Origin of the sequence: Cytobacillus firmus (assembly GCF_023612095.1) — a bacterium.
GTDB lineage: Bacteria > Bacillota > Bacilli > Bacillales > Cytobacillaceae > Cytobacillus.
Window position 1 is genome coordinate 1,184,046 of the sequence record NZ_CP086235.1, and the last position, 14,791, is coordinate 1,198,836.

Annotated in this window: 13 protein-coding genes and 2 pseudogenes; 13 read left to right on the forward strand and 2 right to left on the reverse strand. The window is 43.5% G+C overall.

Translation table 11 applies throughout. From position 1 onward, the window contains the following. Positions 1–192 precede the first annotated feature (192 nt). The 4 genes from LLY41_RS05905 to pheA all read left to right on the forward strand — a co-directional run bounded on the left by LLY41_RS05905 (position 193) and on the right by pheA (position 3,672). Positions 193–744, forward strand: a complete 552-nt coding sequence (locus tag LLY41_RS05905) for a sporulation initiation phosphotransferase B (RefSeq protein ID WP_304587156.1) — start codon at positions 193–195, stop codon at positions 742–744. 142 nt (positions 745–886) lie between these two features. Further along, positions 887–2,179 carry a GTPase ObgE gene (gene obgE / locus LLY41_RS05910; RefSeq protein WP_304587157.1) on the forward strand — a complete coding sequence of 431 codons (1,293 nt, stop codon included), beginning with the start codon at positions 887–889 and terminating at the stop codon, positions 2,177–2,179. Positions 2,180–2,204: 25 nt separating this feature from the next. Further along, the gene (locus LLY41_RS05915) at positions 2,205–2,660 is read left to right on the forward strand and encodes an ACT domain-containing protein (RefSeq protein ID WP_053434259.1); all 456 of its coding nucleotides are present in this window, start codon (positions 2,205–2,207) and stop codon (positions 2,658–2,660) included. Between the two features lie 133 nt (positions 2,661–2,793). Beyond that, the gene (gene pheA / locus LLY41_RS05920) at positions 2,794–3,672 is read left to right on the forward strand and encodes a prephenate dehydratase (RefSeq protein WP_095245088.1); all 879 of its coding nucleotides are present in this window, start codon (positions 2,794–2,796) and stop codon (positions 3,670–3,672) included. 49 nt (positions 3,673–3,721) lie between these two features. On the opposite strand, the gene LLY41_RS05925 is transcribed toward pheA, so the two are convergent. Together LLY41_RS05925 and LLY41_RS05930 are read right to left on the reverse strand one after the other, a co-directional pair. Further along, positions 3,722–4,264 carry a transcription repressor NadR gene (locus tag LLY41_RS05925; protein ID WP_304587158.1) on the reverse strand — a complete coding sequence of 181 codons (543 nt, stop codon included), beginning with the start codon at positions 4,262–4,264 and terminating at the stop codon, positions 3,722–3,724. 35 nt (positions 4,265–4,299) lie between these two features. Then, positions 4,300–5,478: an IscS subfamily cysteine desulfurase gene (locus LLY41_RS05930; RefSeq protein ID WP_304587159.1), complete on the reverse strand. Its 1,179-nt coding sequence runs from the start codon at positions 5,476–5,478 to the stop codon at positions 4,300–4,302. A 133-nt stretch (positions 5,479–5,611) separates the two neighbouring features. On the opposite strand from LLY41_RS05930, the pseudogene LLY41_RS05935 reads away from it, so the two are divergent. The 9 genes and pseudogenes from LLY41_RS05935 to LLY41_RS05970 all read left to right on the forward strand — a co-directional run. After that, positions 5,612–6,662 (forward strand): annotated as a pseudogene (locus tag LLY41_RS05935) (FAD-binding protein); the annotation flags it as partial. 213 nt (positions 6,663–6,875) lie between these two features. Then, positions 6,876–7,193: a hypothetical protein gene (locus tag LLY41_RS22415; protein WP_370460323.1), complete on the forward strand. Its 318-nt coding sequence runs from the start codon at positions 6,876–6,878 to the stop codon at positions 7,191–7,193. Next, positions 7,162–7,997 (forward strand): annotated as a pseudogene (gene nadC / locus LLY41_RS05940) (carboxylating nicotinate-nucleotide diphosphorylase). The gene LLY41_RS22415 and the pseudogene nadC overlap by 32 nt, the downstream one beginning before the upstream one ends. Positions 7,998–8,023: 26 nt before the next feature. Further along, on the forward strand, positions 8,024–9,130 hold the full coding sequence (gene nadA, locus LLY41_RS05945; protein WP_304587160.1) for a quinolinate synthase NadA: 1,107 nt from the start codon (positions 8,024–8,026) through the stop codon (positions 9,128–9,130). 407 nt (positions 9,131–9,537) lie between these two features. Further along, positions 9,538–11,490 (forward strand): SafA/ExsA family spore coat assembly protein, encoded by a 1,953-nt coding sequence (gene safA, locus LLY41_RS05950; RefSeq protein WP_304587161.1) that lies wholly within the window; start codon positions 9,538–9,540, stop codon positions 11,488–11,490. Continuing rightward, on the forward strand, positions 11,474–12,466 hold the full coding sequence (locus LLY41_RS05955; RefSeq protein ID WP_095245967.1) for a phosphotransferase: 993 nt from the start codon (positions 11,474–11,476) through the stop codon (positions 12,464–12,466). The genes safA and LLY41_RS05955 overlap by 17 nt, the downstream gene beginning before the upstream one ends. A 113-nt stretch (positions 12,467–12,579) precedes the next feature. Next, positions 12,580–13,323: a YhcN/YlaJ family sporulation lipoprotein gene (locus LLY41_RS05960; protein WP_304587162.1), complete on the forward strand. Its 744-nt coding sequence runs from the start codon at positions 12,580–12,582 to the stop codon at positions 13,321–13,323. Positions 13,324–13,487: 164 nt separating this feature from the next. Continuing rightward, the gene (locus LLY41_RS05965) at positions 13,488–14,036 is read left to right on the forward strand and encodes an intercompartmental signaling factor BofC (RefSeq protein WP_304587163.1); all 549 of its coding nucleotides are present in this window, start codon (positions 13,488–13,490) and stop codon (positions 14,034–14,036) included. 137 nt (positions 14,037–14,173) lie between these two features. Then, a complete protein-coding gene (locus tag LLY41_RS05970; RefSeq protein ID WP_304587164.1) occupies positions 14,174–14,758 on the forward strand; it encodes a tyrosine-type recombinase/integrase in 585 nt (194 codons plus the stop codon). Positions 14,759–14,791: the final 33 nt, after the last annotated feature.

A 14,791-nucleotide genomic window follows, 5' to 3' on the forward strand; every position in this document is an offset into this window, starting at 1 on the left:
TTTGGCAAAAAAACCGCTGGTGCACTTCAAATAGTATCTGATGAATTTTTTGCAGCTGAAGACTGCAGTTCTTCATCACATAAGCAATATTTTCTTATTTATCATAAATTTGCTTACTGTACTTATGTTTTTTGATATACTTACAGCAAGCACAGTCTTCTGACAGCCTAATAACCATACAGGAGTGCATATATGGAAAAAGACTGGAATATGATTGAAGTGCTGCGTCATGCCCGGCATGACTGGCTGAATAAAATACAATTAATTAAAGGTAACCTTTCTCTTAATAAGATAGACAGGGCTAAGGAAATCATAGATGAAATTGTGGTGGAAGCACAGCAGGAGGCAAGACTTTCGAATTTGAATCTTCCTGGTTTTGCTTCGCTTTTATTAACTTATAATTGGGAGAACCACTACCTTCAGCTTGAATATGAGGTGCTCGATGATCCCATTGCCGGACGGTTGGATGACTCTGTCCTTTCTGGGTGGACAGGCTCTTTTTTGGCCATTTTGGACTCATCAGTAAAGCCTTACCATGATAATCATTTATCTGTATCCATCAGGCATGAAAAAGAAGGGGCTCGTTTCTTTTTTGATTTTAGCGGAATACTAACAGATATGGATCAATTGGAGAAGTTCTTTAAAAAGAAGAACACAGACATAACGGCTGCTGTTCAGGAATTAGCTGAAGAGGAGCTTGCACTGGAATTATTTGTGCCATTCATTGCGAATGGAAGAGAGTGATTTCCGCCAAAAAAAGCAATACTAAGTGTGAAACTCTGCAGGCTGGGCACTTCTTAAGTGTAAGAAGCGGATCCGGTCAGTGCCGGTAATCTGGCGGAATGCCAAACAATCGGGACATACTGCAGACGGGAGGAATTTATATATGTTTGTCGATCAAGTCAAAGTTTATGTTAAAGGCGGGGACGGTGGCAACGGAATGGTTGCTTTCCGCCGAGAAAAATATGTGCCGAACGGAGGCCCGGCCGGCGGAGATGGCGGCAAGGGTGCCAATGTTATTTTTGAAGTGAATGAAGGATTGCGCACGTTAATGGATTTCCGTTATCAGCGCCATTTTAAAGCTCCCCGCGGTGAGCATGGCATGTCCAAGAACCAGCATGGAAGAAATTCAAAGGACATGATTGTTAAAGTACCACCGGGAACAGTCGTAACAGATGCTGAATCAGGGGAAGTAATCGCAGATCTGACTGAGCACGGGCAAAGAGCCGTTATAGCAAAAGGGGGCCGTGGAGGCAGAGGAAACACCCGATTTGCAACTCCTGCTAATCCTGCTCCTGAATTGTCCGAACATGGCGAACCGGGCCAGGAAAGAGATGTTGTGCTTGAGCTCAAGCTTTTAGCTGATGTTGGTTTAGTTGGTTTCCCGAGTGTGGGAAAATCGACTTTGCTGTCAGTTGTATCATCAGCAAGACCGAAGATTGCGGAATACCACTTTACGACAATTGCTCCCAATCTGGGAATGGTTGAGACTGAAGATGGACGAAGCTTTGTTATGGCAGACTTGCCTGGATTAATTGAAGGCGCCCATTCGGGAGTAGGACTTGGCCATCAGTTTTTGCGGCATATTGAAAGAACAAGGGTTATTGTTCATGTTATCGATATGGCTGCTGTTGAGGGCAGAGATCCTTTTGAAGACTATCTAACGATCAATAAAGAATTAAAAGAATATAATCTGCGTCTCACAGAAAGGCCGCAAATTATTGTGGCTAACAAAATGGACATGCCTGATGCAGAGGAAAATCTAAAAAAATTCAAGGAACAGCTTAATGAAGATTATCCGATTTTCCCGATATCCGCAATAACGAGACAAGGATTAAGGGATTTATTGTTTACCGTTGCAGATAAGGTTGAAGAAACCCCTGAATTCCCGCTGTCACATGAAGAAGAGGAAGATACAGGTGTCCACCGCGTTCTTTACAAGCATGAAGCTGAGCAGACTGAATTTGTCATCACGAGAGACCCTGCAGGAGTATTCGTGGTATCAGGCGATGCTATTGAGAAACTCTTTAAGATGACAGACTTCTCAAGAGATGAATCTGTCCGCAGGTTTGCCAGACAGCTGCGCGGCATGGGTGTGGATGATGCTCTTCGTGAAAAAGGAGCAAAAGACGGTGATATCGTTAAGCTGCTTGATTATGAATTCGAGTTTATTGACTAACCTTCTCGATTGACGGGGTGGAGAAATGAGAAAAGATAGATTCGATAAGAAATTTTATTTGGTTCGTGAAGATGTTTTGCCTGAAGCCATGAAGAAAACATTGGATGCGAAGGAAATGATCGAAAGGGGAAAAGCCGAATCGGTTTGGGATGCTGTCCAAAAAGTAGATTTGAGCAGAAGTGCTTTTTATAAATATAGAGACACTGTGTTCCCTTTCCATACTGTTGTCAAAGAACGGCTGATTACTTTATTCTTTCACCTGGAAGACAGGTCGGGGACTTTATCACATTTGTTGGGCGTTGTGGCTTCGTCGGGGTGCAACGTCTTAACAATACACCAGACTATTCCCCTTCAGGGAAGGGCAAATGTCACGCTTTCCCTGAATGTAACTGAAATGGGCATCGAGATTGAGGAACTATTGGCAAGGCTTAGAAAATTGGAGTTTGTAGAAAAAGTAGAGGTGCTGGGAACGGGTGCATGAGAAAATGTGCTCTGTACCCTGCCCTTTTTTCATTTTTTATTTTGTAAACCACATACATGTGTTAAAGTAATAAAGTATAAGGGGAATTTTCAGTGATTTAAAATAAGTCTGAATAAAGAAGGAGGTAATTACCGTGAAGTTAGGATTTTTAGGACCTAAAGCCACTTTTACAGATATTGCAGCCAGGAGCTTGTTCCCTAATGAGACAGCCGTTGCCTACCCAACGATACCTGCCTGTTTTGATGCTTTAAATGAGAATGAAATAGAGCTGGCGGTAGTTCCTCTTGAGAACGCATTGGAAGGCTCAGTGAACATTACACTGGACTATTTAATCCATGAAGTGGAATTTCCGATTATCGGCGAACTGACAGCTCCGATTCGCCAGCATTTTATGGTTCATCCAGTTCATGTTAAGGAGTGGGATAAAACCGATGTGGTTTATAGTCATTCCCATGCTATTGCTCAATGCCATAAATTTCTGCATAAAGAGCTGAAAGGTATCCCTTGTGAGAGTACTACTTCCACAGCAGCCGCAGCTCAATTTGTAAAAGAAAATCCAGACATGCGGGCAGGCGCCATAGCTAATGAATTAGCTGCAGAAGTATATGGATTGGCGATCGTCAGAGAAGATATCCATGATTTTGATTATAACCATACAAAGTTCATTGTTTTAGCCAATAAAGAACTGTCAATCAGCGAAGACCGCAAGGAATTTGCAGGGCACAAGACGACTGTTATGGTGACGCTGCCGGCTGACAGGTCAGGGGCTCTTCATCAGGTACTTTCGGCATTTGCCTGGAGGAAGCTCAACTTGACTAAGATTGAATCAAGACCGATGAAAACGGGATTGGGAAATTATTTCTTTATCATTGACGTGGATATGAAACTGGATGACGTCCTGATCCCTGGAGCAGCTGCTGAACTGGAGGCATTGGGCTGCAGTGTTAAGGTTTTGGGCAGCTATCCGTATTTTCAGCTTCGGAATAAGAACAGCAGAGTTCTGCAGGAATAAACAAAAAGGATCCGGCAAATACATTTCCGGGTCCTTTTTGTATTTAAAGCTATTCCAGGTTAATAAGAAATCCCGCTTCTTTTAATATTTTCTCAGCTTCATCGAGTTTCCGTTCGGAGGCTGCGGATAGAGTATGGAGGTGGATGCCGTCTGTTAATTCTGATAAGAAAGAAGCCTTTGTGAAAGTGATTTTATCCATAAATTGCTTGACTTCCTGGCGGGTAGATACCATAACCGATGCAGTTAAGTCACCATAGACGGGATGTTCAATTCTTACATCTTTTACAGTAACTCCATGATCGACAAGCAGATTCAATTCCTCTTCAGTCCTCGCGGGGTCATGATGACAGGCAATGACCCGCTCCGCTGCTGATGCGGGAGAGGCCTGATGAAGATACATATACCCCTGACTTGTGGCAATGATTGGCTCTTTTCTTGCTTTTAGAAGGGTGATATCCCCAACAATTACCTGTCTGCTTACATTTGTTTTTGCTGCAAGGTCGCCACCTGTAATGGGCTGTCCGCTTTCTTTCAGCAACTGAAGCAGAAAGGTCCTCCGCTCTTCTCCGAGCACCTTTTTTTGTTCATTCATATTTTCTCACCCTTATAATCCGATAATGTCTCATTCTAACATAAGGAACGGCAGAAGAAAAAATTAGAGCGGTACGAGTTCCCTGGCCATGATAGCAAGTTTTTCCCCAATGCCTTTGCATCCTCAAGCGATGTATTCCATCCGAAAGAGATCCTGATAAATTCTTTGCCTTTTTTATCTGTAACTCCCAGTGCCTCCATCGTTTTTGAGACAGTTTGCAGGCCAGTACTGCATGCACTTCCTGTAGATATGGCAAATCCAAGTCTATTGCATTCTAGCATGATGTATTGACCTTCCACCCCTTTTAGCCGAAGTCCCAAAGTAGATGGAAGCTGGTAAGAGCCTGTAAAATCGTATATTACGAATTTCTCCTGTGCAGGTTCAATTTCCTTCAGCAGAACTTCCCGCAGCATTTGGAAATGGCTGTTATGCTTGCTTATATTTACATAAGCTTTCTGTGCAGCCACTGTCATACCAACAACCCCCGGAAGATTTACGGTGCCAGGCCTGAATCCCTTTTCATGTGAAACTCCGGGTATGAAGGAGCTCCACCGCATACCTGGTTTTAAGTAAACCCCTCCGACCCCTTTTGGCCCGTAAAATTTATGTGCAGAAAAGGACAGGCTATCTGCAAAGCGGGCGACTTCTTTTAAATCTGATTTGCCAAACGTATGGACACAATCACTATGCAGCAATATTTGCCTATCCCTGCAAATCCCGCTGATCTCAAGGAGAGGCTGCAATGTGCCGATTTCAGAATTGCCATGCTGTATGGTAACTAAGACGGTATCATCCCTGACGGCGGAACTTAATTTTTTCAGGTCTATACGGCCATCTGAGCCAAAAGGGATTTTTGTGATTTCATAGCCTTTCTCAAGACGCAATTTCTCTAAAACGCTATGAATGGATGAATGTTCAGCGATTCCCGTTATGATATGTTTACCTGATTTTTCAGAAGCAGACAGCAACGCAGCTATTGCAAGAAAATTGCTTTCCGTACCTCCGCTGGTAAAATAGATTCCTTCACTCTTAACGCCTAAAATTCCAGCCAATTCCCTCCTGCAATTTTCAAGGAGCCCTTCTGCTGCGCTTCCGGTATCATGAAGGCTGCGGGAATTGCCAAAGTATTCAGTTGAGGCTTTTATATAGGCATCTGCCGCTTCCCGGTCGAGCGGACATGACGCTGCGTAATCGAAATATTTAATGTTCCCCACCTGCTTTCTCTTCTTAATAAAAATCGTTCAAAAAGTCAGAAGTTCCTCTTAAACTATGAAAACCACTTGTCATAATTCTAAATCTGTGTAAATATAGGTGTCAAGACACCTGTAAAAACAGGAGGTAAAAAACATGAATGCCGACGTTTTAATTATTGGAAGCGGGGTAGCCGCTCTGCAGTTGGCAAAGAAGCTGCGCCAGGACTTAAATGTGATTATTCTCACAAAGTCGACTGTGAAAAATGGAAACTCATATATGGCACAGGGCGGCATTGCAGCTGCCCTGGAAAAAATGATCACCCATCAAAGCACTACATGGATACACTCGAAGCAGGAAGGTTTCATAATGATTCTGATGCAGTGCTGTCCCTGACCAGTGAGGCGCCATCCCTTATAAAAGAGCTGAATCAGGAGGGATGCCTGTTTGATATGGATTCTGAAGGATCCATTGCGTTAGGAAGGGAAGGGGCTCATTCAGAAAATAGAATTGTCCATGGAGGCGGAGACAGCACAGGAAAAACGGTCATTGATTTTATGCTGTTGAAGCAAAATCCCAACGTTCGAATCTTAGAAGATATCCTTGTTTTCCAATTGCTCATAAATGAAAAAGATGGCAGGTGTATAGGGCTAAAAGGAAAAGATTCTGCTGGTGTCATTCATCGATTCTTTTCCTCTCATGTTGTGCTCGCTACGGGGGGCTGCGGCCAGCTGTATGAATATACCTCCAATGCCGACACCGTAACTGGAGATGGGATTGCCTTAGCATACAGGGCCGGGGCAAAGATAACTGATATGGAGTTCATACAGTTTCACCCCACACTTCTCTATAAAAGCGGCAAAGCACTGGGGCTGATCTCTGAAGCTGTAAGGGGAGAGGGCGGCCGTCTTATTACAGAAGACGGGAGCCTTGTAATGGAAGGTGTTCACCCACAGGGGGATTTAGCTCCTAGACATATAGTGTCACAGGCCATTTATCATTCGCTGGAGGAAGGGAAAACCGTGTTCCTGGATATCTCTTCAATCGAAAACTTTAAATCCCGATTTCCGACTATAACAAAAATATGTGAAGAAAACGGCGTAGATTTAGGTTCTGGGAAAATTCCGGTTTCTCCCGGAAGCCATTTTTTAATGGGGGAATAAAAACTGATTTATTGGGCCGCACCAGCATTCCTGGTCTGTATGCGATTGGTGAAGCTGCCTGCACAGGCATACATGGCGCTAACCGGCTTGCAAGCAATTCCCTGCTGGAAGGGCTGTACTGCGGCAAGCGGCTTGCGGTATGGCTTAATGAACAGCCTTATAGTGATCCTGTTGAAAAACAGCAAATTCATAACCCGGAATTAAGGTGGCCATATAAAGAAAATCTACCTTCAATTGAAGAAGTTAAAATGAACATGATGAAAAATGCCGGGATTATCAAAACAAAGGAAGGGCTCTTCGCTCAGATGGCCTGGCTTGAAGGCTGCAAAATTGAAGAATGGATAAAAGCAGATCTTGAACATTTATCAATAGAGGAAATAACACGGGCTTTTATGCTGATTGCAGCCTATCTGATCACAGATTCTGCATTAAGGCGAACAGAGAGCCGGGGTGGTCATTTTCGGCAGGATTATCCTTTAGAAAGCCCTGAATGGCTTGGAAAAAGGATTATACACTGCCGAAAAGCTGAAAGGAATGGTGAAAATGAACAAATTAAAGCTGCGGTTGCAACTTGAACAATATTTTCTTGAGGACATTGGTGACCGCGACCTGACTAGTGAACTTATTTTTGGAGATGGCCAGACAGGAAAAGTCATTTTTCTGGCAAAAGACAATGGGATTTTTTGCGGTGAAGAAATAGTCAGGTCAGGATTTAAGGTGCTGAACCCGGCGGCTGAAGTCAATATAAAAGTAAAGGATGGAGAATGGATTGAGAAAGGTCAAATCCTTGCTGAAGCCCGAGGGCCAGTATCGGATTTATTAAAAGGAGAAAGAGTTATTTTGAATCTGCTCCAAAGAATGAGCGGAATAGCAACAAAAACAAGTGAGGCTGTCCGGGTTCTGGACAGTTCACATACAAAAATCTGTGATACAAGAAAAACTACTCCAGGCCTGAGAATGCTTGAAAAATATGCAGTCAGATCCGGAGGGGATTTAATCATCGATATGGCCTCTATGATGCAGTCATGATTAAAGACAACCATATTTCTTTTGCCGGCTCAATTGCGAAAGCTGTGGAAGAAGTGCGTTCAAAAATTGGGCATATGGTAAAAGTCGAAGTCGAAACGGAAACAAAAGAACAAGTCCTGGAAGCAGTTGAAGCAGGTGCAGATGTAATCATGTTTGACAACAGGAGTCCGGAAGAGATAAAAGAGTGGATCAGTAGCGTGCCGAATGGAATAGTGACTGAAGCATCCGGAGGAATTACCTTGGATAACCTTCAAGCTTACAGCGATACAGGGGTTGATTTCATTTCCCTCGGCTTTCTTACCCATTCTGTAAAATCGCTTGATATAAGCGTGAAGGTTATTGTGGAATAAATTGTTGAAAAAGGGGTTTGGAGCAAATGAATATTTTTCAGACAGCAGAAAAACAAGCAAATATTCTCCCGGAAAAATATCGGTTGATGACTGTAAAGGAACTGGAGGATCGGGTAAGAGAGATAAAAAATAGATTTGGGAGTAAGCTGTTCATTCCGGGTCATCATTATCAGAAGGATGAGGTCATACAATTTGCGGATGCTACAGGTGATTCACTCAAGCTTGCCCAGCTTTCACAGGAGAATACAGAGGCAGAATATATTGTATTTTGTGGAGTCCACTTTATGGCTGAAACGGCGGATATATTAACATCTCCACGTCAAAAGGTAATTTTGCCTGATATGCGTGCAGGCTGTTCCATGGCTGATATGGCTGATATCAGCCAAACAGAAAGAGCCTGGAAGAAGCTGCAGAGTATGTTTGGCGATACTATGCTTCCTCTAACATATGTAAACTCTACTGCGGCCATAAAGGCTTTTGTTGGCCGTTATGGGGGAGCGACAGTTACTTCTTCGAATGCTGAAAAAATGGTGAGCTGGGCGTTTGAACAGAAGCCGAGAATTCTTTTTCTGCCTGATCAGCATCTTGGAAGAAATACGGCTTATAACCTGGGAATAGCTCTTGAGGAAATGGCTGTATGGAACCCCATTACAGATCAGCTGGAATATGAAGGGGAGCTCGAGGACATAAAAGTGATTCTTTGGAAAGGCCATTGTTCTGTTCATGAAAACTTTACTATTGAAAATGTCCAAGAAGTCCGAGAACAATATCCCGATATGAAAATCATTGTCCATCCCGAATGCAGGAGAGAAGTGGTGGAGCTTTCCGATATGGCAGGATCAACCAATTTTATAATTAATGCTATTGAACAATCAGAGCCTGGATCTTCCTGGGCAATCGGTACAGAGATGAATTTAGTTAAAAGGATTATCGCTCAGCATCAGGATAAAAAAATTATCTCACTTAACCCGCATATGTGTCCTTGCCTGACCATGAACAGAATCGATTTGCCTCACCTGGTTTGGTCTCTTGAAGCAATCGGAGAGGGTGAAAGCCAAAATCTGATTCAGGTTGAAGAGCCAACGGCGGCGTATGCTAAACTGGCACTTGACAGGATGCTTGAACGTCCATAAATGTGGCGCAAAGTCTGCAGGCCACTAAAATTGAATACTGACGGCAGCTATGCCAAAATAAAAAAAATTCTCCACTGCAGGAGGATTTTTTTATTGCCTTACTGCTCATTGCCTTTGACGGGTACCTGCATGAAACGATGAATCATAATTCCCGGAAAAAAAGCATATCTTTTTGTGTAGATTGTTAGCAATTTGCCCAATCCTTCATACACTATATGGACTCATCGAGATTAACGGGCACTAATCTGCACCTTTCACATAAATGGATGAAATGCCCGTAAATGCTGATTAGGGCACAGACTGAGAAAGCCGCGCCTGCGGCAAATTCTGTGTGACCCACATCATGTGGACCTAAGGACAGCCATCACAGATGGAAGCATCACCTTAAGCATAGGAGGGAATTCAGAGTGAAAATCCATATCGTACAGAAAGGGGATACTCTTTGGAAGATTGCCAAAAAGTACGGCGTGAATTTTGAAGAGCTGAAAAAGATGAATACACAGCTCAGCAACCCTGATATGATTATGCCCGGTATGAAAATAAAAGTTCCTGCAAGTGGAGGCTCTATTAAAAAAGAAGCTCCTATTGGAGGAAAACCGGAAGCAAAAATAAATTTGGGTGCCAAAAAGGAAATGCCAAAATCAGAACAGCCTATTACCAAAGAGAAGCCTATTACCATGCCGAAAGCTGAAGCACCAAAAAAGGAAATGCCAAAAGTAACGGCACCGAAGGTTGAAATTCCGAAAGAAGTGCCTAAGACTGCACCAAAAGCAGAGGCGCCTAAGGAAGTTCCAAAAAAACCTTATAAGCCCAAAATGCCAACACCTATTATGCCGGAAATTGATATAAATAATTATTACATGATGAATATCCAGCAGCCGGCGCCGCAGCAAAAGCCGCTGCCTGCAAAAGAAGTTAAACCGCAGCAGCAAAAGCCGCTGCCTGCAAAAGAGGTTAAACCGCAGCAGCAGAAACCGTTGCCAGCAAAAGAGGTTAAAGCAAAGGAAAAACCAGTAAAGCCTGCAGAAACTAAACCACAGCAAAAACCATTGCCAATTTCAGAATCTAAGCCGCAGCCCCAGCTCCCGCCTAAACCAGTTAATATCCTTCCGCAGGTGAAGCCGTCTTCAAATCAAGAAAGCCCTGAATCGCCGGAAAGCGAATCATCTCTTTATACAAATACACATCAAGGAGGTCAATATCAGCCGATGTTTCCTTATAATCCATGTTACCCGCAAATGCCGTTCCCTCAGGTGCAGGGAGCGATGATGCCGCAGATGCCGCACCAGATGCCACAGGTGCAGGGAGCGATGATGCCGCAGATGCCGCACCAGATGCCACAGGTGCAGGGAGCGATGATGCCGCAGATGCCGCACCAGATGCCACAGGTACAGGGAGCAATGATGCCGCAGATGCCGCACCAGATGCCACAGGTGCAGGGAGCGATGATGCCGCAGATGCCGCATCAGATGCCACAGGTGCAGGGAGCGATGATGCCGCAGATGCCTCATATGGGTATGATGGCCGGAGTAGAAAGTCCGGATTATGATGAATCTTCTCCGTTTATGCCAATGGCTCAAATGCCATCGGATGTGATGGGCGCAGAAGATATGGGACAGCAGATGCCGCATCAAATGCCGCAGGTACAGGGAGCAATGATGCCACAGATGCCGCACCAAATGCCGCAGATGCCGCATCAAATGCCGCAGGTACAGGGAGCGATGATGCCGCAGATGCCGCACCAGATGCCACAGGTGCAGGGAGCAATGATGCCGCAGATGCCGCATCAGATGCCACAGGTACAGGGAGCGATGATGCCGCAGATGCCGCACCAAATGCCACAGGTACAGGGAGCAATGATGCCGCAGATGCCGCACCAGATGCCACAGGTACAGGGAGCAATGATGCAGCAAATGCCGCATCAAATGCCACAGGTGCAGGGAGCAATGATGCAGCAAATGCCGCATCAAATGCCACAGGTGCAGGGAGCAATGATGCCGCAGATGCCGCACCAGATGCCACACCAGATGCCACAGGGTGTGATGGGGGCAGAAGACATGGGAATGCAAATGCCGCATCAGATGCCACAGGTGCAGGGAATGGAAGAATCCCCAGGCATGTCTCAAAAGCCATTGATGCCCGGCTCGGTGATGGGCGCTTCGGATGATTGCGGCTGTGGAGGACCTCAATTTTCTCCTGGGGGCTACGGACCAGGACCAGGATTTGGTCCAGGGCAGGGGTATGGTCCGGGATTCGGCTATGGTCCGGGACCAGGTTTCGGTCAGGGTTTTGGCCCAATGGGCGGAGCGGCTTTTGGAATGCCAAGAAACATAGACGAAAGCAGTGAATACGACGGTTAATAATGGAGGAGACGATTTAGTTCAAAATCGTCTCTTCTCCTATTTGCAGGATCAGCTGCCATTTAAAATTGAAGAATTAAAGCCAATTCGAAAGAAGGTTTATTTGCTTAGGACACAGGAAAGGTCCTTTATACTAAAAGGGTTTTCATCCTATCACCGTTTAAAGCTTCAGGAAGCATTCACCTCTTCATTAATGAAAGAAGGATTTTCAAAAACATATATCTTTTACGAAGTTGCCAAAGATCCGCCTTTGTTTTTTGACAGGACTTATTATGGCTGCTTGGAGTATTTACCGCCTTCGAAAGAAGTTTTTACTTATTACCTGAAGACAGATCGTTTAGAAGGGCTGGAGCTGCTGAAGAAATTTCATGTTACTACAGAGAAGCTGGTCAGCCGCTATCAAACAGTTGTGCCGGCTTACAGGCAGGCGGACAAGTGGAGAGAAAGAGCAACCCTTTTCCTTAATAATCTCCCTGTAGTAAGATATTTTGTCCAAAAAGAAATTATTAATGAGCTATTAGCCTGGGCAGATTGGTCCTTAAAAGGCATGGAAGACGAAGCCTGGCTTATTCAGCCGGGGAAGCAGGTAATTCTGCACGGTGATGTAGCACATCATAATTTTCTCAGAGCAAAAGATCAATCTTTATATTTGCTCGATTTTGACCTGATAGCAATAGGGGCTCCCCATTCCGATTATCTGCAGTATGCAAATCGCATCCTTCCTTATATGAATTGGTCCTTTGAAGATTTGAGAAAATATCCAATCTTAAAATCCAATCTTGAAGAAAAGGGCTTTCTTCATGCTTTGGCATTTCCAACTGACATATTCAGGGAATGGAATCGTGTAATAAGGGACAGAACGTATCTTGATTCCGTGAAAATTCGTCCTGTTCTGGACTTAACTGTAGGACAATTTGCTGAAAGACAGCGTTTTATTAAAGCTCTTAGATATGCTGCTGATGACAAAAACAAATAATGCTAATAAAAAATTGGACGTAAATGGACAGAATGAAAGCCCCTCTTCGCTCACAAGCTAAATAAGAGCAGAAATGCTCAGGGCTTGTAATATTAGCGAGGGGGGTTTTTCGCTTGCACAAGAAACTGCTTGCAGTGCCGATGGCTGCTATTTTATCAATGGGATTGACAGGATGCGGAACGAACGAAGATGCAGGTGTTGAACGGAGCAACGAAATTGGTCAGCCAATGGGATATTACTCGAATGAGAATCACGGAAGCCGCGGCGGCAATGCCCGGGTGGAAGATGGAACCGATAATGATGGACCTCTGACAGAAATGATGGATCATACGCTTGGAGGCGAGGGAGAAAACACCCGCCATAACCAGGCAGACAATAATGCCAGAAGAGTCCGGAACGAAAATACCGGAAACCCTACTATTCCTATTGCAGACAGAGATCGCAGTTTTTTCATGAAAGATAATCGCTTTAGCCATAGTGATGCAAATTATCACGGGCATCTCGATGATAATACGCGACAAGCTAAAAATTCCTATTATCAGGCTTATGAAGGTGAGCTTGCTGAAAAAATCGGCGACGTTGCAGCATCTGTTCCAAATGTTGAAGACGTCAGGTCCGTTACCTATGGAAGCAATGTTTTGATTGCTGTAGATCTGACTGATTACGATATGGAAGAAGAAACGAAAAAAGCGATTCATGAAGCTGTCGAGCCATATCTTAGGGGAAGATCTGCAAAGGTTGTAACAGACGAAGGGACCTTCAGCCGTTTAAGAAACATTGATAATAATCTTCGTGATGGCGGTCCAAGAGAGCAAATTGACTGGGATTTAAAAAACTTATTCCGCAGGGAAAAATAACGGATTAGAATTAGGGGTAAAAGCAGCTGAGCTTTGCCCCTTTTTTCATATAAAATTATTTCAGGATAAACATGAAAATTTTGGCCACACTAATCATAAAGATCTGGGAAAAACAGGCTCAGGCAGATAGTGAAGAAGTTACTATTTAATCGAGGTGATCGTTCATGAGAACCATATGGGGCTTGCTGGCAGTAGGAGCTGCTTCCTTTTATCTCTTCTTCCAGATGGACGCATTCAATTTTTTATCTAACGGCACTTCTTTATATGCTAAGGCAGCAGAGGAACAAATTGAAGGTCCGCTTAAGATGGAGGTCATTTTGGAAAGGGAGTATCTGGATGGGGAAGTGAGCCAGGAAACGATAGAGGAAACCATATGGACCCTTGAAGATTTCTGGGCTAAATATGATCAATGGCAGCTTGTTGATATGGATATAGATTATATAATATTCCGAAGAAAAGTGGATGATATATCACCATTACTAAAAGCAAATGGGTACTTCGGTGTAACAGAGGATGGAACCCTGACCATTTTCAATGGGAAGCCGGAAAAAACGAATATTATTCATTCATTCTTTCAAATTGATTTAGGAAAATTAGAAAGCACAAAATGTGAAGAATTAAAAAAAGGCATACCAATTGTTTCAAAAGATCGATATGTGGAAGTCCTGGAAACCTTTAAAAGCTATACTGCCGGTGAAAAGCAGGCGAATTGAAATAGCAGTGAAACATGCAAGGGAACATACTTCTCTTGCATGTTTCTGTTGTCAACAAAGGAATATGTATTGTTTGTAATGTTACTTAGTTTCTGTTAGCATGTAATTAAGTAACATTAGATGCAGGAGGGAATCTAGTGGAATATGTTGATCCTATCAAGGACATCAAAAGCATAAATAATATCAAAGAGATTTTAAAGAGACAATCGCAGCGGGATCTGTTGCTGTTTGTATTGGGAATAAATACAGGCATTAGAGTCAGTGATCTGCTTTCTTTAAAAATCAGTGATGTTTCAGATGGGAAAGAAATAAAGGAATTTATTTATATTGATGATTTAACCATTGATGCTGAATCTAAAAAAAACAATGAACAGAAAGCGTATTTTTTAAATAACAGTGTGAAAAAAGAATTAAGAAAATATTTTTCCCAGCATGATTTTACTGAGTGCGATTTTCTTTTTAAATCCAAAAAGAATAATCAGCCAATAACCCGCCAGCAGGCTTACCGGATCATAAATAGTGCTGCAAAGGAAGCGGGAATAGAGGGGAAAATCGGTACACACACACTCCGTAAAACCTTTGGTTACCATGCTTACAGAAAAGGGATTGCCATATCGATCATTATGTCCATATATAATCACCATTCTTCAGCAGAAACATTGCGTTATTTAGGAATTGAGAGAGGTCAAAAGCAATTAATAAAGGTGGATGTTAATCTCTAGTCTGATTTGAAGGCATAAAAAAACCCCCCCTGC